The organism is Catenulispora sp. EB89 (assembly GCF_041261445.1).
Lineage (GTDB): Bacteria > Actinomycetota > Actinomycetes > Streptomycetales > Catenulisporaceae > Catenulispora.
The window spans coordinates 246,533-268,608 of sequence record NZ_JBGCCU010000015.1; the positions used below are offsets into that span (position 1 = coordinate 246,533).

General features: G+C 71.5%; 18 protein-coding genes and 1 pseudogene. 7 read left to right on the top strand and 12 right to left on the bottom strand.

Features of this window, described 5'->3' with window-relative positions:
• Positions 1-39: 39 nt before the first annotated feature.
• Positions 40-660, top strand: coding sequence for a DUF4291 domain-containing protein (locus ABH920_RS29555; RefSeq protein ID WP_370352442.1), 621 nt, complete (start codon positions 40-42; stop codon positions 658-660).
• A 42-nt stretch (positions 661-702) separates the two neighbouring features.
• On the opposite strand, the gene ABH920_RS29560 is transcribed toward ABH920_RS29555, so the two are convergent.
• Positions 703-1,137 (bottom strand): nitroreductase/quinone reductase family protein, encoded by a 435-nt coding sequence (locus ABH920_RS29560; protein ID WP_370352443.1) that lies wholly within the window; start codon positions 1,135-1,137, stop codon positions 703-705.
• Positions 1,138-1,256: 119 nt separating this feature from the next.
• Here ABH920_RS29560 and ABH920_RS29565 point away from each other — a divergent pair, with 119 nt between their 5' ends.
• On the top strand, positions 1,257-1,871 hold the full coding sequence (locus ABH920_RS29565) for a gluconokinase (protein WP_370352444.1): 615 nt from the start codon (positions 1,257-1,259) through the stop codon (positions 1,869-1,871).
• 4 nt (positions 1,872-1,875) lie between these two features.
• Here ABH920_RS29565 and ABH920_RS29570 read toward each other — a convergent pair whose 3' ends face one another.
• From ABH920_RS29570 to ABH920_RS29590, 5 genes are read right to left on the bottom strand one after another with little or no spacing between them, the layout of a single operon-like run.
• Positions 1,876-2,634 carry an endonuclease/exonuclease/phosphatase family protein gene (locus tag ABH920_RS29570; protein WP_370352446.1) on the bottom strand — a complete coding sequence of 253 codons (759 nt, stop codon included), beginning with the start codon at positions 2,632-2,634 and terminating at the stop codon, positions 1,876-1,878.
• A gap of 1 nt (position 2,635) precedes the next feature.
• Entirely contained in the window at positions 2,636-3,784 is a 1,149-nt protein-coding gene (locus ABH920_RS29575) for an ABC transporter permease (protein ID WP_370352447.1), read from the bottom strand.
• Complete coding sequence (locus ABH920_RS29580; protein ID WP_370352448.1) at positions 3,781-5,136, bottom strand: ABC transporter ATP-binding protein; 1,356 nt, start codon at positions 5,134-5,136, stop codon at positions 3,781-3,783. The genes ABH920_RS29575 and ABH920_RS29580 overlap by 4 nt, the downstream gene beginning before the upstream one ends.
• On the bottom strand, positions 5,136-6,449 hold the full coding sequence (locus ABH920_RS29585) for a hypothetical protein (protein ID WP_370352449.1): 1,314 nt from the start codon (positions 6,447-6,449) through the stop codon (positions 5,136-5,138). Before ABH920_RS29585 ends, ABH920_RS29580 begins: the two co-directional genes overlap by 1 nt.
• A 60-nt stretch (positions 6,450-6,509) precedes the next feature.
• The gene (locus ABH920_RS29590; protein ID WP_370352450.1) at positions 6,510-7,532 is read right to left on the bottom strand and encodes a GlxA family transcriptional regulator; all 1,023 of its coding nucleotides are present in this window, start codon (positions 7,530-7,532) and stop codon (positions 6,510-6,512) included.
• Between the two features lie 71 nt (positions 7,533-7,603).
• On the opposite strand from ABH920_RS29590, the gene ABH920_RS29595 reads away from it, so the two are divergent.
• Together ABH920_RS29595 and ABH920_RS29600 are read left to right on the top strand one after the other, a co-directional pair.
• Positions 7,604-8,872: an MFS transporter gene (locus ABH920_RS29595; RefSeq protein WP_370352451.1), complete on the top strand. Its 1,269-nt coding sequence runs from the start codon at positions 7,604-7,606 to the stop codon at positions 8,870-8,872.
• 69 nt (positions 8,873-8,941) lie between these two features.
• On the top strand, positions 8,942-10,195 hold the full coding sequence (locus ABH920_RS29600; RefSeq protein ID WP_370352452.1) for a serine hydrolase domain-containing protein: 1,254 nt from the start codon (positions 8,942-8,944) through the stop codon (positions 10,193-10,195).
• Positions 10,196-10,258: 63 nt separating this feature from the next.
• Here the strand turns inward: ABH920_RS29600 and ABH920_RS29605 are convergent, their stop codons facing one another.
• Genes ABH920_RS29605 through pdhA form a run of 3 tightly spaced genes read right to left on the bottom strand, consistent with a single transcriptional unit; the run spans position 10,259 to position 13,862 of the window.
• Entirely contained in the window at positions 10,259-11,692 is a 1,434-nt protein-coding gene (locus tag ABH920_RS29605; protein ID WP_370352453.1) for a dihydrolipoamide acetyltransferase family protein, read from the bottom strand.
• On the bottom strand, positions 11,677-12,681 hold the full coding sequence (locus tag ABH920_RS29610; protein ID WP_370352454.1) for an alpha-ketoacid dehydrogenase subunit beta: 1,005 nt from the start codon (positions 12,679-12,681) through the stop codon (positions 11,677-11,679). Before ABH920_RS29610 ends, ABH920_RS29605 begins: the two co-directional genes overlap by 16 nt.
• Complete coding sequence (pdhA, locus tag ABH920_RS29615; protein WP_370352455.1) at positions 12,678-13,862, bottom strand: pyruvate dehydrogenase (acetyl-transferring) E1 component subunit alpha; 1,185 nt, start codon at positions 13,860-13,862, stop codon at positions 12,678-12,680. The genes ABH920_RS29610 and pdhA overlap by 4 nt, the downstream gene beginning before the upstream one ends.
• A gap of 110 nt (positions 13,863-13,972) precedes the next feature.
• On the opposite strand from pdhA, the gene ABH920_RS29620 reads away from it, so the two are divergent.
• The gene (locus ABH920_RS29620; protein ID WP_370352456.1) at positions 13,973-14,485 is read left to right on the top strand and encodes an Lrp/AsnC family transcriptional regulator; all 513 of its coding nucleotides are present in this window, start codon (positions 13,973-13,975) and stop codon (positions 14,483-14,485) included.
• Between the two features lie 88 nt (positions 14,486-14,573).
• Here ABH920_RS29620 and ABH920_RS29625 read toward each other — a convergent pair whose 3' ends face one another.
• From ABH920_RS29625 to nirB, 3 genes are read right to left on the bottom strand one after another with little or no spacing between them, the layout of a single operon-like run.
• Positions 14,574-15,884, bottom strand: a complete 1,311-nt coding sequence (locus ABH920_RS29625; RefSeq protein WP_370352457.1) for a nitrate/nitrite transporter — start codon at positions 15,882-15,884, stop codon at positions 14,574-14,576.
• A gap of 33 nt (positions 15,885-15,917) precedes the next feature.
• Positions 15,918-16,427: a nitrite reductase small subunit NirD gene (gene nirD, locus ABH920_RS29630; RefSeq protein ID WP_370352458.1), complete on the bottom strand. Its 510-nt coding sequence runs from the start codon at positions 16,425-16,427 to the stop codon at positions 15,918-15,920.
• Positions 16,427-18,997, bottom strand: a complete 2,571-nt coding sequence (nirB, locus tag ABH920_RS29635; RefSeq protein ID WP_370352459.1) for a nitrite reductase large subunit NirB — start codon at positions 18,995-18,997, stop codon at positions 16,427-16,429. Before nirB ends, nirD begins: the two co-directional genes overlap by 1 nt.
• Positions 18,998-19,290: 293 nt before the next feature.
• Between nirB and ABH920_RS29640 the strand changes: the two genes are divergently transcribed.
• The gene (locus ABH920_RS29640) at positions 19,291-20,466 is read left to right on the top strand and encodes a uroporphyrinogen-III synthase (RefSeq protein WP_370352460.1); all 1,176 of its coding nucleotides are present in this window, start codon (positions 19,291-19,293) and stop codon (positions 20,464-20,466) included.
• Positions 20,467-20,756: 290 nt separating this feature from the next.
• Positions 20,757-21,947 (top strand): annotated as a pseudogene (locus ABH920_RS29645) (IS110 family transposase); the annotation flags it as partial.
• Positions 21,948-22,076: the final 129 nt, after the last annotated feature.

Sequence of the window (22,076 nt, forward strand, 5' to 3'; positions counted from 1 at the left end):
CGCGACACTCCCCTGAGCAATGAGAACGGGGGAGCCTCCATGGCCAACACGAACAACCTTCCGCTGCACCAGGTACGCGCGGACTACGACCGCGACACGATCGTCGTGTACCAGGCGTACCGTGCGGAGATCGCCGAGCCGGCGGTGCGTGCGCAGCGCTTCGTCGAGCCGTTCTCGCTGAACCGGATGACGTGGATCAAGCCCTCGTTCCTGTGGATGATGGGCCGCAGCAACTGGGCCCGCAAGCCGGGGCAGGAACACGTGCTGGCGGTCCGGATCACGCGGGAGGGCTGGGAGACCGCGCTGTCGCAGGCGGTGCTGACCGGTTACGAGCGCGGCGTGTACGCCGACCGCGCGGACTGGGAGCGCCAGATGAAGAGCGCGACGGTGCACGTCCAGTGGGACCCGGAGCGGACGCTGGCCGGTGCCGTGCTGGACGCGCGGGCGATCCAGGTCGGGCTGAGCCGGCACGTCATCGCGGACTACGTGAACGCCTGGACCACCGAGATCCGGGACGTCACGCCGACCGTGCGCAAGATGGCCGACCTGCTCAAAGAGGGCCGTAAGGACCGCGCCGCGCAGCATCTGCCGAGGGAGCGGCCCTACGAGCTGCCGCCGCACATCGCGCGGCGGCTGTACCGTCCGGGCGCCGAGAACTAACGGACTGGCCGCGACGCCCGGACACCGGTGGTCGGCCTACCGTCAGGCGGCCGGCTCCAGCACCACGACCGGGATCTTGCGCGTGGTGCCCTTCTCGTACTCCGCGAACTGCGGGGCGCGGGCGACCATCTGGGCGAAGTAGCGGTCGCGCTCGGCGTCGTCGGCGACCCGCGCGGACAGCTCGAGGGTGGCCACCGCGTCGTCGCCGGGCACCTCCAGGCGCACCTCGGGGTGGGCCTGGACGTTGTGGAACCACGCCGGGTGGTTGTCCTTGCCGGCATTGGAGGCCACGATCACCCAGGCGCCGCCGTCCGCGGCGATCCCGGCGAGCGGGGAGACGTAGGAGGCGCCGGACTTGGCGCCGGTGTGGTGCAGGATGACCAGGCCCTTGCCGCCGAACTGGGCGACGCTGCCGGCGTTGGCGCGGAACTCTTCGATGATTTGCTCGTTCCAGGAACGAGCCTCTTCGTTGCTCATATCCGCGCCCAGCTTCCCGTCGAAGGGGTTTTATTCCCGGCTGCTCAGCAGGCTCACCCAGATGGCCCGTCCGGACCCGCCGGCGAGCACCGCGACCTCCCCGATGTCAGGCTGAAGGCATGGTGCGACCGACCCCTCCCCCGCCCCCGGGAGCCGCCGGAACTGCCGGAACCGCCGGGGCCGCCGGGGCCACGCCGCCGGTGGTGGTGGTCACCGGCGTCTCCGGCAGCGGCAAGTCGACCGTCGGGGCCGCCCTGGCCGGCCGCCTGGGCTGGGACTGGGCCGACGGCGACGCCTTCCACCCGGGCAGCAACATCGCCAAGATGGCGGCCCACGAACCGCTCACCGACGCCGACCGCATCCCCTGGCTCGACGAGATCGGCCGCTGGATCGACAAGGCGGCGGCCGCCGACCGCCCCGCCGTCATCGCCTGCTCGGCCCTCAAGCGCTCCTACCGCGACCGCCTGCGCGCCGGGAGGCCGCAGGTCCGGATGGTGTACCTGGTCGTCGACCTCAAGACCCTGCACCAACGGCTGACCGACCGCCGCGGCCACATGTTCCACGCCGACATGCTGGGGAGCCAGCTGAGCGCGCTGGAGCCGCCGACGGCGGACGAGAACGTGCTGATGGTGCAGTCCGCGGGCACTCCCGACCAGACCGTGGACCGCATCATCGCCGGGGAGCGCCTGGAGGCCTATGTGCCGGCCGAGCCGGGGCGGCAGGCACCGGAATAGCGGGTCACCCCACCGTCGCGGCCACCCCATAGTGGTCCGACAGGAACCGCTCCCGGCCGTCGGCCATCAGCACCTTCTCCCGCAGCACCACCTCGGCCCCGGCCGCCAGCCCCGGCGTCACCAGCACCTGGTCCAGCGCCGCGCCGTCCCACCCCGGCACCGGGCGGTAGGTGGTGGCGGCGTCGCCGTCGAAGGCGTCGCGCAGGCCCGAGGCCGCCTCGAAGCCCTCGAAGAGCCAGGAGTCGCGGGGGACGTTGAAGTCGCCGACCGCGATCACCGGTTCGCCGGAGTCGATGCGGCGGACCACCTTCGCCAGGCGCGCCAGTTCCGTCTGCTGCACGCGGGTGAACGGCGCCGCCTTCGACCAGTCCGCCGCGCGGTTCGCCGACAGGTGGGTGTTGGCGACGGTGAAGAACTCGCCGTCGACGTTGAAGCGGGTCAGCAGGACGCCCTTGCGCATCACCAGCTCGCGGCGCCACTTCGCGCGGGCGGCCAGGACCTGGTAGCGGTGGCCGACCAGCGGGATGCGGGACAGCGTCAGCAGGCCGCCGGCCACGATAGGCAGGCGGGGGCCGTGCGCCGCGTAGGGGAACGCCGCCCTGGTCAGCGAGCGGAGCAGGGCGAAGTTCGGCGGGATGAGCAGCTCCTGCAGGCAGACCACGTCGTAGTCGGAGTCCGCCAACACCTCGGCCAGCGCGCGCAGGCGCACCCTGGGCTCGTCCTTGTAGAGCGTGTTGAACGACAGCACCCGGACCTTCGGCACGCTACGCCCTCCTCCCCGCGGTCCAGGCGACCCGCATCGGGACCTTGGACCCGAACCGCAACACAGAGTTCTCATACACCCGGGCGCCGGCCGCGACGATGCCGACCGTCACCACGGCCATCAACCCGATCGCCACCACCGGCTCCCACCACGACGCGTCCCCGCCGGCGATCCGCACCGGCTGGATCAGCACCGAGAACGGCGGGATCAGCGACAGCACCCGCACCCAGACCGCGTCCGGATTGCTCAGCGCCGCGAACGCCGCGAAGTACGGCACCATCAGCACCAGGTTCAGCGGCTGCACCGCGGTCTGCATCTCCTCCTGGCGCGACACCCGCGCGGCCACCGCGGCGTAGGCCGAGGCATAGAAGATGTAGCCGAGCACGAACCAGACCGCCACGATGCCCACGGTCTGCCAGATCTGCCCGGTCATGTGCAGCGCCCCGGTCGCCGCCCCGGCGCCGATCCCGACCGCGGCGGTGGCCGCCAGCTGCAGCAGCCCCAGCGCCCCGATCCCGATGATCTTCCCGGTCAGCAGCACCCGCGCCGACGTGCTGGACAGCAGCACCTCGATGACCCGGCTCGCCTTCTCCTCCACCACACCGGTGGCGACCCACATGCAGTACGCGATCATCTGGCTGAACAGCATGATCTCGGCGACCAGCGCGACCGTCTTGCGCTGCCCGGCGTCGGGATCCTTGGGCGCCAACTTGACCGTGGTCTGCCCCTGTAGCTGGTCCACGTCCGGAATCTGCGCGGCCAGGTTCGCCCCGGCCAGCACCGGCGCCAACTTGGGGTCGACCGAGTCCTGCACGTAGATCTGCCCGCCGTCCACGAGCGCGTTCATCTTGCCGCTCTTGACCATCTCCTGCGCCACCGCGGAATCGGTGACCACGCTGGAGGTCAGGTTGATCTTGTAGGCCGGCGCCTGCCGCTCGGCGTACTGCTGCTCGACGGCGGCCCGCGGCCCGGCGAAGCCGACGGTGAACGACGGCGTCTTGTCCCGCCCCGAGACCAGCGCCGAGATCACCACCGCGACCAGCACGATCAGCAGCGAGATCGCCACCGCGATCGCGAACCCGCGGTCCCGCCCGCGCTCGACGAACTCGCGGCGCATGACGAGCCGGACGGCCTGACGGTTCCGGTTCACGCGCGCGCTCCTTGCTGGTCGGCGCTGTCGCCGGAATCGGTGTGTTCGCCGCGGTCGCTGCTGCCGCTGCCGCTGCCGCTGCCACCGTCGCCGGAGCTGCCGCCGCCGGTCCTGCCGGTGCTACCGCTACCGCTGCCGCCGTTGCCGTTGCCGTTGCTAGCGCTGCTGCCGCTGCCGCTGGTGCCGGTGCTGCCAGTGCTGACGCTGCCGGTGCTGCCGCTGCCACGGTCGCCGTGGCTGCCGCCGCCGCTGTCGCTGCCACGGTCGCTTCGGCTGCCACCGTCGCCGGAGCCGCCCTGACCGGCACGTGCCGCACGCGCGGCGCGCCAGACCCGCCCCGCAAGTCCGGCAGGCACGCGACCGCCCCCGGTGCCGCCGCCGGGACCACCGGAACCGCCACTGTCGGCCCCGCCACCGGCCCCGCCACCCGCGCCGGCGCCCTCGCCGTCGTCCTCACCATCGCCGTTGTGCTCCGCGACAGCCTCCCGGAACAGGTCCGCCAGGCTCGGCCGCAGCGGCGTGAACTCCCGCACCGGGCCCGCGGCCCGGGCGGCGTCCAGGATCGCCTGGTCGTCGGCCTCGCCGGTGAGGATCAGTATCGTCGTCGCCCCGTACTCGGCCGACTCCACGCCGACCAGGCCTTCGGCCCAGCCGGCGGCGGCGTCGACCCCGACCCGCAGCGCCCGCTCGGCGCGGGAGGCCCGCAGCTCGTCCACGGTCCCGGTGGCGACCATCCGGCCCCGGTAGATGATCCCGATCGAGTCGCACAGGCGCTCGACCAGCTCCAGCTGGTGGCTGGAGAACACCACCGGCACGCCTTCGGCGGCGCGCTCGCGCAGCACCTCGGCGAGGTTGTCGACGCCGACCGGGTCCAGTCCGGAGAACGGCTCGTCCAGCACCAGCACCGCCGGGTGGTGCACCAGCGCCGCGGCCAGCTGCACCCGCTGCTGGTTGCCCAGCGACAGCGCCTCGACCCGGTCCTCGGCCCGCTCGGCGACCGACAGCCGCTCCATCCAGTAGGCGGTGGCCTTGGCGGCGTCGCCGCGGCTCATGCCGTGCAGCTCGGCGAGGTAGCGCAGCTGGTCGCCGACGCGCATCTTCGGGTAGAGGCCGCGCTCCTCGGGCATGTAGCCGAACGTGCGCCGGGTCGCGGTGTCGACCGATCTGCCCTGGAACCGCACGCTTCCGGCGTCCGGTTCGAGCACGCCGAGCGTGATCCGCATCGTCGTGGTCTTGCCCGCGCCGTTCGTGCCGACGAAGCCGTACAGCTCCCCCGGACGCACGGAGAACGTCACGCCGTCCAACGCGACGCGGTCGCCGTAGCGTTTGCGCAGCCCCTCGAGCTCCAGCATCAAACCTCCCGTTTTGCCTGGCCCGATCCTAGCCACGGCAACGGCGCATCAAGCACATGGTCCTGCCGCAGCTCGGCCGCTGCGGCGTTGACCGCCGCCTTCCGGTCCCGGAAAGGCTTCTCCCGCACCGCCACCGCCAACGGCGCGGCCGACCCCTCCGCCATCGACGCCCGGATCGCCTTCGGCAACCGGTCCAGCGATCCGACCCGCGCCAGTTCCAGACTCCAGACGACTTCGGGCCCTGACACCCGCGCCAGCAGTTCCAGCGCCACCCGGCGGGTTTCCGGCCGCAGATCGTCCCCCGCGAGCCTTATCAGGGTATGGATCAACGCCGCGTCGTCGTCGGTGGCGCCGTCACAGGCGAAGGCCAGCATGTCCAGGAACTGCTTCTGGCCATGTTCCAGAAGGGATCCGAGCGCTGTACGAACAGACTCGGTGCGCTTGTGCGGCACGCGGTAGGCCTGCCATCGCACCGCGCCCCCAGCGAAGTCGTGCCGACGGATCGCGTCGACGATTCCCGGCTCGACGACGTCCGGCTCCCGGCCGAGCAACACGGCCAGGACGCTGTCCGGCGCGAACGCGTTGCCCGCCAGATTCGCCCGCGCCCGAGCGCTGCCGTCTTCGCTCAAGGTGTGCTCGACCAACACCCGCGACAGCGGCATGAAGCCGGGCATCAGTTCCGCGGTGGAGCCGCGCCGGAGCGCGGTCACATCGGTGCCGGCGACGAGGAACCGGCGTGCGCCCTCCGCCGGGGCCAACGCCAGCAGGATGTTCGCCGGTCGCCACAGATGACCGGTCCACAGCCCGCTGCCGAACGGCAACACGGTCCGGCAGTCCTCGGCCCCGCTGTCGTCGCGTCCGGCCAGCAGCGAGGCCAGCGAACCGCCCCAGAAGCCGACCACGTCGATCAGGAACGCCCACCGCGCGGGATGCCGATCCGCCACCGAGCGGATCACCGCCGCCGCCACCGCCCCGTTCCCGGCCACCTCCCGCTCGGAGAGCACCGACACCGCGACCGCCGCCGGCCGGACCTCGTAGAGCAGGTCGTGGTTGCTGATGGAGCCGGCCAGCAGGCCGTCGATCGTCAGTTCTCGAAGATACGACAGCGCGCCGGCGCGGGCCGGATGGTCGTTGAAGTGCCGCACACCGCGCCAGTAGTCCCCCATCGTCGGCCGGTCCATGATCGGCGGCGGAGCAGGCGGAGGGGGCGCCGGATGGCCCAGCTCGACAAGGCATTCGCGCCAGGCGCCGGACTCGTCGTAGTCGGGCTCGAAGTCGTCGATGACGCCGCCGCACCACAGGTCACCGCTCACCTGGCCTCCTCTCCCGCAAAGGGCTGCGCGTCCACCATAGGCGGTCAGACCGTCCGTGAATCAGGCCCCGGGCTTGCGGAACGCCCGCCGGTAGTCGCTCGGCGCGACCCCCACGACCTCCGTGAAGTGGTGCCGCAGGTTGGCCGCGCCGCCGAGCCCGGCCGCCGAGGCCACGCGCTCCACCGGCAGATCGGTGGTCTCCAGCAGCCGGCGCGCGTGCAGAACCCGTTGCTCGGTCAGCCATTTACCCGGCGTGGTGCCGACGGCGCTGTGGAAGCGGCGAACCAGAGTCCGCTCCGCGACGTTCGCTTGCCGCGCCAGATCCGCGACGGTCAGCGTCTCCGACAGGTGCGTCCGCATCCAGTCCAGCAACGGACTCAGGCTGTCGCGCCGGTCCGGCGGCGCGGGCGTCTCGACGTACTGCGCCTGCCCGCCGCTGCGGTGCGTCGGCGCCACCATGCGCCGGGCCAGCGTGTTGGCGATGTCCGCGCCGTGGTCGGCGGCGACCATCGCCAGGCACAGGTCGATGCCGGCGGTAGTGCCCGCGCTGGTGAGCACGTCTCCGTGGTCGATGTAGAGCACGGACGGATCGAAGTCCACCGCCGGGAAGCGGGACCGGAACTGTTGGCCGTACAACCAGTGTGTGGTGGCGCGGCGGCCGTCCAGCAGCCCGGCGGCGGCCAGCACGAACGCCCCGGTGCACAGGGACGCCACGCGCGCACCGTTGGCGTGCGCCTCCCGCACGGCCGCGACGAGGTCCGCCGGCAGCTCCTCGGCGACGTCCCGCACCGCCGGCACGATCACCGTGTCGGCCTCGGCGAGCAGGGCATAGGTATCGCCGCTGTGTGCGGTGAAGCCGCCGCCAGCAGGCACGGGCCCTGATTCGGGGTTGCAGACCCGGACGTCGTAGCCCAGCTCCGGCATGCCCGGCCGGACCCGCCCGAAGATCTCGACCGGGATCGCGATCTCGAAGATCGGCGCGCCTTCGGCGACGGCCACGGCGACCATGTGCCTGGCGCGACCCTTGGTGAGGCCCTTGCCGCGGCCCTTGGTGACCTGCGAGGCGACGCTGTTCCTACCCATGGCAGCATCTTAGCGCTACATGTCATTCCTGCCACTGGGCGACCCGCCGAGGGCAAGAGATCATCGGACCTATGAGCCTTACTGACGTGAAGAATGCCGCGCTGGAGACGCCGTCGCGGTCGCGCAAGGAGACCTGGGCCCGCGCCGCGCTCGCGCTGACCGCGGTCGGCTGGGGCGCGAACCAGTTCGCGCCGATGGTTCTACTGTACCGGGAGAAGCTGGGCGTCTCGGCGTCGGCCGGGGAGGCGATCTTCGGGCTGTACGCGGCCGGTCTCGTGCCGGGCCTGCTGGTCGCCGGCCCGCTGTCGGACCGGGTCGGCCGGCGTCCGGTCGTGGCGTTCGCGGTGCTGCTGTCGATGCTTTCCGGCACGGTGCTGATGCTCGGCTCCCACGGCCTGGCCTGGCTGTCCGTCGGCCGCGTGCTGATGGGCATCGCGAGCGGCGCGGCGTTCAGCGCGGGCAGCGCGTGGGTGAAGGAGCTGTCGGCGGCCAACCCGGTGGCCGGCGCCGGGGCCGGGGCCCGGCGCACGTCGATCGCGATGACGGTCGGATTCGGCCTGGGACCGCTGATCGCCGGCGTGCTGGTGCAGTGGGGCCCGGCAGCGTACGAGACCCCTTATATTCCACAGCTGATTCTGGCCGCCGTGGCTCTGGCGCTGCTGTCCCGTACCCCGGAAACGGTGCAGCGCAAGCGATCCGGCGTCCTCGGCGGCGGCCTGCTCCGCCTGCGCGGCTTCTCCGACCGGCGCTTCGTCGGCGTGCTGCTGCCGATGGCGCCGTGGGTGTTCGGCGCCGCGACGATCGCCATGGTCTACCTCCCGGGCCTGGCGGCGGGGCACGTCAAGAGCGTCTCGCTGATCTACGCCGGCGCGGTCGCGATGGTGACCGCGATGTCGGGCGTCGTGATCCAGCCGGTCGCCCGCCGGATCGCGGCGTCCCCGGCCGGACAGAACCGGGCCCGGCCCCGCCTGCTGACCGTGGGCCTGGCCCTGGTCACCGGCGGCACGCTCGCCGACGCCGGGGTGGCCGCCCTGAACGGCATCGGCGCCTGGCAGGCGGTCCTGACGCTGGCGGCGGCAGTGATCATGGGCTTCGGCTACGGCGTCCTGCTCGTCTTCGGCCTCGCCGAGGTCCAGCGGCTGGCGCCGCCCGAGGACCTGGCCGGGATGACCGCGGTGTTCCAGGCCTTCACCTACGTCGGCTTCGCGGCGCCGTATCTGTTGTCCGCGCTGAAGAGCGTCGCCTCCCCGGCCACACTGCTGCTCGCGGTCGCCGCGCTCGGCGTGCTGACGCTGGTCGTGACGCTGCGGAATGCGCGGGCGACCGCCGCGCAGGAGTAGTCACCACTTGCAGAAGTTATTTGCAGAACTGTTTGCAAAGAGTCTCTGCAATCCCCTACCGTGGTCCGCATGGGAATCAACGCCAAGCGCAGGGCTGCGGCCGCCGCGTTCACCGCACTCGCGACCGCCGTGACCGGAGTCGCTGTCGTCGCCGATGCTTCCGCCGCGACACCGTCGCTCAGCGCCAGCGCCAGCGCCAGCGCCGTGGCCGCCTCGCGCACCACCACCCCGGCGCTCAACCCGGCCATGTTGCAGCAGGCGATCGCCATACGTCCCGGCGAGGCGGCGGCCGGGGCGGTCGCGCTCGTGCGGAGCGACGGCCAGACCTGGCGCGGCTCAGCCGGCGATACGCGGACCGGCCGGCCGGTCGCCGACGACGCGCACTTCCGCATCGGCAGCATCAGCAAGACGTTCTCGGCCGTCGTGCTGTTGCAGCTGGCCGCTGAGCACCGCGTGGACCTCGACCAGAGCGTGCAGCACTACCTGCCCGGCCTGTTGCCCGCGACGTTCCAGCCGATCACGCTGCGCCAGCTGCTGACCATGACCAGCGGGCTGCCGCAGATCGGCGACGGCGGGCCGTCGTTGACCACCGATCAGCTGATCGCCGGACGGTTCGAGTACCAGAGCTTCCGGCAGATCATCGACTCCACGCTGCGTCCCTCCGGGCGTCCGTGGCCGGGCCCGGTTTTCGCCCCCGGCACCGCGCAGAGCTACAACTCGCTGAACTTCCGCATCGTCGGGCTGCTCATCGAGCACGTCACCGGGCACTCGTTCGGCGACGAGGTCGACGCGCGCATCGTGCAGCCGCTGCACCTGACCGGCACGTTCGTACCGCAGGGCAGGCCGCGGATGCCATCGCCGTACCTGCACGGCTACCTGACCGGCAGTCAGGGCACTGTCACGGACGTCAGCGCGGCGGGCGGTGACCCGTCAAGCATGATCTCCACGACCGGCGACCTGAACACGTTCATCACCGCGCTGTTCCAGGGCCGGCTCCTGCCGCGCGCGCAGCTCACGCAGATGTTCGCGCTCCCGCACGACGCTCAGGGGAATCTGCTGCCCTACACCGGCGACTCAGGGAACTGCCAGAGCGGCCCGGACAAGGGCAAGGCCTGCTTCGGCCTGGGCATCGGCACCGACACGCTGCCCGACGGCACCGTCCTGTGGGGCAAGACCGGCGAGGACATGGGCTACTTCACCGCCATGTTCGCCACCCGCGACCTGCGGCACGTCGGCATCGTCTCGACCGGCGTCACCGACGTGGCCGCCGAGGCCGGGCTGGAGAAGGCGAACCGGCTGGCCGCCGCAGCCTTCATGCCGTAGGACGAAACCAGGGGCCTGACAGCGCTCTCTGTCAGGCCCCTGTGGCATTCGTGGCGCGTGGCGCTACAGCCCCCGCAGCAACCGCGCGGGTTCCTCCACGAGGTCGGCGACGTACCGCAGGAAGCCGCCGGCCACGCCGCCGTCGCACACCCGGTGGTCGAAGGTGAACGACAGCTGCGTCACCCGCCGCACGGCCAGCTCGTCACCGACCACCCACGGCTTCTTCACGATCCGCCCCACCCCGAGCATCGCGGCCTCGGGATGGTTCAGGATCGGCGTGGAGCCGTCGACGCCGTAGACGCCGTAGTTGTTCAGCGTGAACGTCGACCCGGTCAGCTCCGACACCGGCAGCGAACCGGCGCGCGCCGCCGCGGTCAGGCGCTCGAACTCGGCCGACAGCTCCTCGGTCGACATCCGGTGCGCCCCGCGCACGACGGGGACGACCAGACCGCGATCGGTCTGCGCGGCGAAGCCGAGGTTCACGTCGGCGTACCGGACGATCTCCTGCCGCTCGACGTCCACCGTCGCGTTCAGCTCCGGATAGCGGGCCAGGCCCGCGACGCAGATGCGCGCCAGCACGGCCAGCAGGCTGACCTTCGGAGCCGACGCGTCCCGGTTCAGCGTCGCCCGCAGCTCCATGAGGCCGGTCGCGTCCACATCGACCCACGTCGTCGCGTCGGGGATCTCGCGGCGGGAGCGCGACAGCTTGTCGGCAACGGTCTTGCGGAGACCGCGCAGCGGGACGCGCTCGCGCTCGGCGATGCCGGTAGCAGTGCTCGACGAAGTAGGAACAGCCGGCGCAGCCAGCGCCGCCTCGACATCGCGCCGCATGATCAAGCCTTCAGGACCGGACCCCTGCACGGACGCCAGGTCGAGACCGCCCTCCTTGGCGAGTCGGCGCACCAGCGGCGAGACGACCGGGATCCGGGCGCCCTTCCGCTCAGTCGGAGCATCGGGAACCACAACCGGCGCCACATGCACGCGCGGCACAGAACCGTGCCCACCGAACCCGCTCACGACTCGCCGCCGCCGAACACCACCGGTCTCGACAGTGCCGTAGCCGACAAGCACGTTCCCAGAGCTCTGCTTCGCGCTGCCATTCGCCGCGCCAGAGTTCGCGCCGCCCGCAGCCGCAGACTTGCCGTTCGCGCCCGCCGCTCCGGCCTTCCCGTTGCCGCTCGCAGCCCGGTCCCGAGCCTCGGCATCGAGCCGAGCCCGATCCGCCGGCTCCTCCGGCGCTGCCACCACTGCCGCGATACTGATCAGCGGCTTCCCGACATCCACCACATCCCCGACCGCCCCGTGCAGCTCGACGACCTCGCCGGCGTACGGGCACGGCACCTCCACCGAGGCCTTCGCCGTCTCGACCTCGCACACCACCTGGTCGACCGCGACGTGCTCGCCGACGGCCACGTGCCAGGCGATGATCTCGGCCTCGGTCAGGCCCTCGCCGAGGTCCGGGAGCAGGAAATCGCGACTGCTCACCGGTCCTCCCACTGCAACGACGCCACCGCGTCCAGGATCCGGTCCACCGACGGGAGGTGGTGCCGCTCCAGCTTCGGCGGCGGGTACGGGATGTCGAAGCCGGTCACCCGGCGCACCGGCGCCTCCAGCCAGTGGAAGCAGCGCTCGGAGACCCGCGCCGCGATCTCCGCGCCGGTGCCGCCGAAGCCGGCGGCCTCGTGGATCACCACCGCGCGTCCGGTCTTGCGGACCGAGGCGGTCACCGTCGCGTCGTCGAAGGGCACGATCGAGCGCAGGTCCACGACCTCCAGGTCGTAGCCCTCCGCGGCGCCGGCCTCGGCGGCCTCCAGCGCGGTCTGCACCGTCGGGCCGTACGCGATCAGCGTCGCGTCAGTACCCTGACGCCGGACCGCGGCCTGGCCGATGGCCGGACCGACCGTGTCGAGCCGGTCCTTCGACCAGTAGAGCCGCTTGGGCTCCATGAAGATCACCGGGTCGTCGGACTCGATCGCCGCGCGCAGCAGCGTGTACGCGTCCGACACCGTCGCCGGCGTCACCACGTGCAGGCCCGGCGTGGCGACGAAGTACCCCTCGGAGGAGTCCGAGTGGTGCTCCACGCCGCCGATCCCGCCGCCGTAGGGCACCCGCACGACCACCGGCAGCGGCAGCGCGCCGCGGGTCCGGTTGCGCATCTTCGCCAGGTGCGAGGCGATCTGCTCGAACGCCGGGTAGGAGAACGCGTCGAACTGCATCTCCACGACCGGCCGGAACCCGTACATCGCCATGCCGATCGCGGTGCCCATGATGCCCGCCTCGGCCAGCGGCGTGTCGAAGCAGCGCTGCTCGCCGAAGTCGCGGGTCAGGCCGTCGGTGACGCGGAAGACGCCGCCGAGCACGCCGACGTCCTCGCCGAAGACGACCACCTTCTCGTCGGCCGTCATGGCGTCGCGCAGCGCCCGGTTCACGGCCTGCGCCAGGGAGATCTCAGTGCTCTGAGCGGCACCGTCCAGAGTCGCGGTCATCGCGCGGCCTCGCCTTCGGCGTCGAGCTCAGCGGCATCGAGCTGTGCCGCGTCGAGCTGTGCCGCGTCGATCTCTGCCTGCAAGGCGGCGGCCTGCTCCAGCAGCTGCGGCGTCGGCTCGGCGTAGACGTGCGCGAACATGTCGCGGTGGTCCACCTCCGGTTCCTCGCCGAGCCGGGCCCGCATGTCGTTCGCCAGTTCCTCAGCGACCTGATTCGCCTCGGCCACGACGTCGTCGGTCAGCAGCCCGGCGGCCTTCAGGTACGTCTCCAACCGTGCCAGCGGGTCGCGCACCTTCCAGTAGTCGACCTCTGATTCCTCCCGGTACCGGCTGGCGTCGTCGGCGTTGGTGTGCGCCTGCATCCGGTAGGTGACGGCCTCGATCAGCGTCGGCCCCTCGCCGCGCCGGGCCCGCTCGGCCGCCTCGGCGACCGCGCGCCGCACGGCAATCACGTCGTTGCCGTCCACCCGCACGCCGGCCATGCCGTACCCGACGGCCTTGTGCGCGAGCGCCGCGGCCCGCGTCTGCTTGGCCAGCGGCACCGAGATGGCGTACTGGTTGTTCTGCACGAAGAAGATGACCGGGGCCTGATACACCGCGGCGAAGTTCAGCGCCTCGTGGAAGTCGCCCTCGGAGGTCCCGCCGTCGCCGCAGAACGCCAGCGCGACGGTGTCGTCGCCGGCCAGCTTGGCGGCCAGCGCGAGCCCGGCAGCGTGCGGGGCCTGGGTGGCCAGCGGCGTGCACTGCGGGGCGGTGCGCCAGCGCTGCGGGTCGTAGCCGCAGTGCCAGTCGCCGCGCAGCAGGGTCAGCGTCTCCACGGTGTCGATGCCGCGGGTCACCATCGACACGCAGTCGCGGTAGGTCGGGAAGAACCAGTCGGTGGGACGCAGCGCGAGGATCGCGCCGATCTCGCACGCCTCCTGGCCGTACGACGAGGGGTAGACGGCCAGCCGGCCCTGCCGGACCATCGTGGTGGCCTGCACGTCGAAGCGCCGGCCGATGACCATGGCGCGCCAGGTGGCCAGCAGCTCCTTCGGGTCCAGCTCGGGGGCGTCGTCGCGCAGGGCGCCGGAGAGCGCGCCGTGCTCGTCGAGGTACTGCAGGGGCGAGGGGTCCAATATCGCGTCGAACCCCAGGGGGAAGCCCGACCCGGTCTTGTCGGGCGTGGCGAGAACGGTCACGTCGTCTCCATTGACACGTGTCGGTGGTACGTCGGCTGTGTGATGCCGATTCTTTGTTCGGGCGAACCCAGCTGACCAGTACGCTTGCAAGATCGGAGACAATTGGAACCATGAGCACCGCTAACCCCGGCCAATCATCCACACTGGACGACACGGACCGCCGAATCGTCCATCTGCTCCAGCAGGACGGCCGGATGTCGATGCGCGACCTGGCCGCCGCCGTCCACGTCTCCCGCGCGCACGTCTACACGCGCGTGAAACGCCTGCTCGACGACGGTGTGATCCGCCGCTTCACGATCCAGGTCGATCCCGAGCGGGTGGGCTTCAGCACCTCGGCCTACCTGACCATGAAGGTCGAGCAGAACAGCTGGCGCCAGATCCGGGACACCCTGGCGGCGCTGCCGTGGGTCGAGCACGTGGCGCTGGTCAGCGGCGACTTCGACGTGCTGCTGCTGGTCCGCAGCGCCTCCAACAAGACGCTGCGGGACCTGGTCTTCGCGCACATCCAGAACATGCCGGGGGTGCGCTCCACCCGGACGCTGCTGGTCTTCGACGAGACGGACCACCTGCCGGCGCTGCCAGGCGATCCGGAGCTGGTCCCGGACTCTGGGCCGATCGAGTGACCCCGGGGAACAACACGCCGAGACTTTTTCGTAGCTCCATAAAGCAGTCGTCCGGGGGCTCAGCCACCCGCATGCGACCCGGCCTGCCTCACACGGCCTGGTGTCGCAGGAACACAGCCCGGCGTCGCAGGAACGCGGCCCACGTCAACGTGACGCACAGCGCGTAGAAGACGAGGAACGTCAGGTAGGCGGCGTCGCCGTTCTTGGTGCTCAGGAACGACTGCCGGAACGCCATGTTCACCAGCACTCCCCCGAATGCCCCCACCGCCCCGGCCAGTCCGATCAGCGCCCCGCTGAGCCGCCGGGCCGTGGCCTCGGCCTGGTCGGCGAACAACCCCGGGATCATCTTGTAGACCGAGCCGTTGCCGACCCCGCTGAACACGAACAGCACGACGAAGCCGGTCACGAACACCCCCAGCGAGGCCGCCCGCGAGGCGGCGAGCACGACGGCGGCTCCGACGGCCATGGCGGCGAACGTCACCAGACTCACCCGCGCACCGCCGAAGCGGTCGGCGAGCCGGCCGCCGATCGGGCGGGACAGCGACCCGAGCAGCGGGCCCAGGAACGTCAGGTACGCGGCGTCGATCGGAGTCGCGAAGTCGTGCTTGAACTGCACCTGGAGCACTTGGCCGAAGGCGAACCCGAAGCCGATGAACGATCCGAAGGTACCGATGTAGAGCACTGAGATGATCCAGGTGTCGCCCCGCTTGGCCACTTCCCGGATCGCCCCCTTCTCGGCACGCCGGTCCGGCAGGTTGTCCATGTACAGCGCCGAGCCGACCGCGGCCACCACGATCAGCGGCAGGTAGATCCCGGCCACCGGCCCCGGATGCCCCTTGCCGCTCCAGGCCAGCACCGCCAGCCCGACCAGCTGCACGGCCGCCACGCCGATGTTCCCGCCGCCGGCGTTCAGCCCCAGCGCCCAGCCCTTGAGCCGGTCGGGGTAGAAGGCGTTGATGTTCGTCATCGACGAGGCGAAGTTGCCGCCGCCGACACCGGTGATCGCGGCCAGCACCAGCAGCGTCGAGTACGACACCCCGGGCTTGACCAGGAAGGCCGCCAACCCGCACGGCACCAGCAGAATCAGGGCACTGAAGACGGTCCAGTTCCGGCCCCCGAAGCGGGTGACGGCGAAGCTGTACGGCAGCCTCAGCACCGAACCCACGAGCGTGGGCACGGAGGTGAGCATGAACTTCCCGGCGGCGTCGACGTGGTAGGCCGGGCCGAGGAACAGCACCAGCACCGACCACAGCGACCACACCGAGAAACCGATGTGCTCCGAGAGGATCGACAGGACGAGGTTGCGGCGGGCGATGCGGCGGCCGCCGGCGGCCCACAGGTCCTCGTCCTCGGGATTCCAGGTGCTCAGCAGAGTTTGGTCTGAGGTGATAGCTGACATACCGGCAAGCTACGAACGCCCTGTTTCGGCTGTTCAAGCCACAGGGGTCAGCCCCATGAGGTGTTCCGCATCCTGCGCGTAATCCGATGTGACATCCGGCGCGACCCACACCATGCCGCGGTGCCGGCGTACGGCGAACACTGGCAAGCACACGTCCGGGGCGTCCAGCGCGACTCCCGTGGCCAGGTCGAACACATCTTTGTACATCGGCGAGGCGACGGTCGCAGTGCCGTCGGCACGCATGCCGGTGATGCCGCGCGAGATGACCGACGCGCCGCAGAACGGATCGGTGTTGCCGACCGCGTAGAGCGATCCGTCACCCAGCCGGAACACGGCCACCGCCTCGCCGTCGACCAGAGCGGCCACTCCGCGGCCGGGCTCCAACTCCGTGTACTTACACACGGCGGTCCAGGCGACCGCCTGCACCTCGTCGCGGGCGTCGCGGCCGTCGCGGGCCTCGCGGGCATCGCGCACGTCGCGGGCATCGCGCACGTCGCGGCCGTCACGGGCATCGCGGCCGTCACGGGCGATTTCGGTCGACATCAGCGCCTCCCCAGCGTCAGCAGCGGCTTGATCTGTCCGCGTTCGGGCACGAACGCGACGGTCGGGTCGGGCGCGTCCGGCGCGTTGACGAACGTGGCGAAGCGGGCCAGCTTCGCCGGGTCGTCCAGCACCGCGCGCCATTCGTCGGTGTAGGCCTCGACGTGCGCGGCGATCAGCGCCTCCAGCTCCACGCCGCGCTCCTCGACGTCGTCGATCAGGACGCTGCGAAGCCGGTCCAGGCCGCCCTCGTAGCGCTCGACCCAGGTCGCGGTGCGCTCCAGCCGATCGGCCTCGGCGATGTACAGGGCCAGGAAGCGGTCGATGGTGCGGATCAGCGTCTCGTCGTCGAGGTCGGTGGCCAGCAGGTCGGCGTGCCGGGGCCGGGCGCCGCCGTTGCCGCCGACGTACAGGTTCCAGCCGCGCTCGGTGGCGATGACGCCGACATCCTTGGACTGCGCCTCGGCGCACTCCCGGGCGCAGCCGGACACCGCCATCTTGATCTTGTGCGGCGCCCGCAGGCCCCGGTAGCGCAGCTCCAGGTCGATGGCCGTCTTCACGGAGTCCTGGACGCCGTAGCGGCACCAGGTGGAGCCGACGCACGACTTCACGGTCCGCAGCGCCTTGCCGTAGGCGTGCCCTGATTCGAAGCCCGCGTCGACCAGCCGCTGCCAGATCTTCGGCAGGTCGGCCATCGTCGCCCCGAACAGGTCGATGCGCTGGCCGCCGGTGATCTTCGTGTAGAGGCCGAAGTCGCGCGCCACCTCGCCGATGACGATGAGCTTCTCCGGGGTGATCTCGCCGCCGGGGATGCGCGGGACGACCGAGTAGGAGCCGTTGCGCTGCAGGTTGGCCAGGACGTGGTCGTTGGTGTCCTGCAGGGCCGCCTGGCCGCCGTCCAGGACGTGCGGCTTGCTGTCGCCCTCGGCGAGCAGGCCGCCGAGGGAGGCGAGGATCGAGCCCACCGCCGGCTTGCAGACGTCGCAGCCGTCGGTGACGTTCTTGGCGGCGGTGCCGTGCTTGGCCAGCAGTTCCGCGTACGTGGTGACGCGGTCGCGGCGGACGATGGTGTAGAGCTCGGAGCGGGTCTGCGTGAAGTGTTCGCAGAGGGCTGAGCTACCGCCTCCGCCTTCCGATTTGATCAGGGCCTTGATCGAGGTGGCGCAGGATCCGCATCCGGTCCCGGCCTTGGTGCAGCCGCCGATCTGCTTCGGCGTCACCTCGCCGTCGCCCTTCTCGACGAGGTCGTGGATGGCGCCGCAGATCGCGCCCTTGGTGACGTTGTGGCACGAGCACAGGACGGCCGCGTCCGGCAGGGCGGAGGGCCCGATCCCGGCGGAGCCGGCGGTTCCGGCCGGCAGCAACAGCGCCTCGGGCGCGGCCGGCGGCTGCTCGCCGACCAGGGCGCGCAGCGTGCCGTAGTCACCGGCGTCGCCGACCAGGATGCCGCCGAGCAGCCGGCCGTCCGGGGCGATGGTGAGCTTGCGGTAGACACGGCGGCGGGAGTCGCTGTAGGTGGCGGACATCGCGCCGTCCTCGGCCCCGAAGGCGTCGCCGAAGCTGGCCACCTCCACGCCGAGGAGCTTGAGCTTGGTGGAGGTGTCGGCGCCGGTGAAAGTGCGACCCTCGACCAGTTCGGCGAGGTGCGCGGCGACCGTCTCAGCCATCTGATACCCGGGCGCGACCAGGCCGTAGACCCGGCCGTCGGCGGCCAGCGCGCACTCGCCGATCGCGTAGACGCGCGGGTCGGAGGTGCGGCACAGCTCGTCGACGACGATGCCGCCGCGCGCGCCGACGTCCAGCCCCGAGGAGCGGGCCAGACCGTCCTCGGGCCGCACACCGGCAGCGAAGACGACCAGGTCGGCCTCGATGGTCTCGACGTCCTCGCCGCGGATCGCCCGCACGGCGGTGGCGACCCCGTCGGCATCGACCAGGACCTTGTCCAGCCGCGTGCCGGTGTGCAGGGTGACTCCGAGCTCTGCGATACGTCCCTGCAACGCGGCCGCGCCGCCGTCGTCCACCTGCAGCGGCATCAGGCGCGGCGCGAACTCCACGACCGTGGTCTTCAGCCCCAGGCTGGTCAACGCCCTGGCGGCCTCCAGCCCGAGCAGCCCGCCGCCGACCACGACCCCGCAGCCGCGGCCGTTCTCGGCGGCGTAGGCGGCGATGGCCTCGACGTCGTCCAGGGTGCGGTAGACGAAACAGCCGGGCGCCTGGTGGTTCTCCACCGGCGGCACGAACGGCCGCGAACCGGTGGCCAGCACCAGCGCGTCGTAGCTGCGCACGCTGCCGTCCGCGGCGGTGACGGTCCGCGCCTCCCGGTCGACGCTCGCGACCGCGACCCCGCTGACCACCTCGACGGCCCCGTCCGGGTACGGGTCGAGGTGCAGGGAGGCCTGGTCGCGGTCGTCGAACCACGACGAGAGGCGGACGCGGTCGTAGGCGGGCCGGTCCTCGGCCCCGAAGACGGTGACGGCCGGCGCCGGCTGCCCGTGCTCCAGCAGGCTGGAGACGAAGCGGTGGGCAACCATGCCGTGACCGACGACGAGGACGGTGCGCTGCGAGGGGCTCATGTCCTCCAAGCTGCCGCCGCGCCGTTTCCCGTCCGCGTCGGGTTTGTTACGCCTCGCCGAAACCGCCCGCACCGCGCCCCGGCGCTGATGTGAGAAGCAGCGATGTGAGAAGCGCGACCGCTGCGCCGATGGTTTCGGCGCGGTCACCGACGGCGAAGATCCGTGCCTCGCCGAGTGAGTAAGCACTGCGCGACAAATGGTTACGCAGGGCCGCGAGTCGAACGCGAACCGTCTTACCGCCCCGTAGCCGGTCGGCAACACCACCGTAATCGGACGTGGAGATAGTGCGGCACATGGACACGATGACAACCGATTCGGATACCCCGGGTTCACCGACGGTCACGCAGGCCGGAGCGCACCCCGAACCCCTGGTCGGCTGCGTCGTGGCGATCACTTCCGACCGGCGGCGGGAAGAACTCGGGGCGATGCTGCGGCGGCGCGGCGCGGAGATCATGATGGCCCCGACCATGCGCATCATCCCCCTGAGCGACGACCGGGTGCTGCGGGCCGCGACCGAGGAGTGCCTGCGCGGGCCGCTGGACTACGCGGTGGCGACGACCGGGATCGGCTGGCGGGCGTGGATCTCCACGGCCGAGGGCTGGGGCCTGGCCGAGCCGCTGTCGGCGGTGCTGGCGTCCGCCACCCTGGCCGCCCGGGGCCCGAAGGCGACGGGCGCGATCCGGCAGTGTGGGATGCGCGAAACGTATTCGCCGCCATCGGAGTCCTCCTCCGAATTGCTGGCCTGGCTGCTGGCCCGCGACCTGGCCGGCACCCGCATCGCGGTCCAGCTGCACGGCAGCGCGGACACCGCGTTCCTCGACGCGCTGCGCGGCGCCGGCGCGGAGGTCGTACCGGTGCCGGTGTACCAGTGGGGCGCGCCACAGGACACGGCCGCGGTCGGCCGCCTGGTCGAGGCGGTGGTCCGGCGCCAGGTGCACGCGGTGGCCTTCACCTCGGCCCCCGGCGCGGCGGCGTTCCTGGCGGCGGCGGAGAACGACGGCAACCTGAACCGCGTCGTGGACGCGATGCAGGCGGACGTCCTGGCGGCGTGCATCGGCCCGGTCTGCGCGGCACCGCTGGAGCCGCACGGCATCACCCCGGTGTGGCCGGACCGCGGCCGCCTGGGCTCGCTGGCCCGGGTGATAACGGCGGAGCTGCCCCCGCGCGTCCGGCGGCGGCTCAACACCCCGGGCCGCGACATCGTGGTGCAGGGCAACGCGGTCCTGATCGACGGCCGCCCGGTCCCCCTGTCCCCCCTCCCGGCCGGCGTCCTGCGCGAGCTGGCCCGCCAGCCCGGCCGCGTCCTGAGCCGCGCCGAGCTGCTACGCCGCGTCTGGACCGGCATGCGCCGCGACGAGCACGCGGTGGAGGCGACGGTCGCCCGGCTGCGGACCTCGCTCGGGGAACACGCGGACGTGGTGGCGACGGTGACGAAGCGGGGGTACCGGCTCGCGGTGGAGCCGAGCTGAGCGAGATGCTTTCGGCGTGGCGTGGGTAGGGCCCACCCCGTTTCCTTTCTCGTGTCCCCGCAAGGGGGACGCCTGGCCTCTGGGCCCGGGATGGCTGTTTGCCCCCTGCAGTACCTATGGCCTGGGAGGAGTTGCCGCCGGGCCCGGGGCACTGCTTGACCGCTGATAAGGGGCCTGGTCCACTCCCGTGCCCGCAACGCCGGGCCAGTGGGGAGCGGCCTGCGTAACGTGGTTGCCGGCGTGCGGTGCGATGGCCGAGGCCAGGACGTGACGTGCTGGGGAGGGGCGGCGTGTACGACACCAGCGGTATCGGTGTCTTCCTCCGGCTGGATGTCGGCATGGGCGAACACCACACCCATGGACTGACCCCGGCCCCGGCCGGGAAGAAGGTCTTCGACAAGCGGCTACCGAACACCGAGCCCAGGCTGCGGGCTGTGTTCGACAAGCTCACAGAGAAGTTCGGCACGGTGCTGGTGGTCGTGGACCAGCCGGCGAACATCGGGGCACTGCCGCTGACGGTGGCCCGTGATTGCGGCTGCCAGGTCGCCTACCTGCCCGGTCTGGCCATGCGCCGCGCGGCGGAGACGTACGAAGGCGAGGCCAAGACCGACGCCCGGGACGCGTTCGTCATCGCCGACGTGGCCCGGACCAACCCGCGAGCCCTGCGGCAGATCACGGTGGCTGACGAGACCCAGGCCGAGCTGACCATGCTGGTCGGGTTTGATGACGACCTGGCCGGGGAGTCCACCCGCACCTCCAACCGGCTGCGTGGCCTGCTCGCGCAGATCCACCCGAGCCTGGAACGCTTGCTCGGCCCTCGCATCCAGCATGGGGCCGTGCTCGAGCTGCTGGGCCGCTGCGGCTCCCCCGAGCAGCTGCGGAAGGTACGGACCACCCGGATCGCCAAGGTGCACAAGCCCAAAGCGCCGCGGATGGCCGAGCGGCTCGCGGCCGAGATCACCAAGGCGCTGGCTGAGCAGACCGTCGTCGTGCCCGGAACGAACGCCTCCGCGGTCATCGTGCCTTCGCTGGCCCGCCAGCTGTCCGGCATCCTGAAACAACGCCGCATGCTGAAGAGCCAGCTCGATGCCCTGCTGGAGGCCCACCCTCTTTCCCGACTCCTGACCTCGATGCCTGGCGTCGGGGTCAGGATCGCCGCCACCTTGCTGGTCACCGTCGGCGACGGCAGCACCTTCCCCGATGCCGACCACCTCGCCTCCTACGCCGGGCTGTCCCCGGCCACCAGGTCCTCTGGATCCTCCATCAAGGGCGAGCACGCGCCCAAACGCGGGAACCGGCAGCTCAAACGGGCCATGTTCCTGTCCGCGTTCGCCGCCCTGCACGATCCCGTCTCCCGTGCCTACTACGACCGACACCGTGCTGGCGGCAAGACCCACACCCAGGCACTGCTGCGCCTGGCCCGCCGCCGCATCACCGTGCTGTTCGCGATGCTCCGCGACGGGGCGTTCTACCAACGTCAAACGGTCGCGCAACAAGCGATCAGCTCTCAGGCTGCAGACGTTCGCGGGCTGCCGCGAGCCGCTGATCATAGTCAGCAGCGAACAGCTCGGGCAGCGATTTGTCCAACGTCCCGGAGATCTTGTGGATCG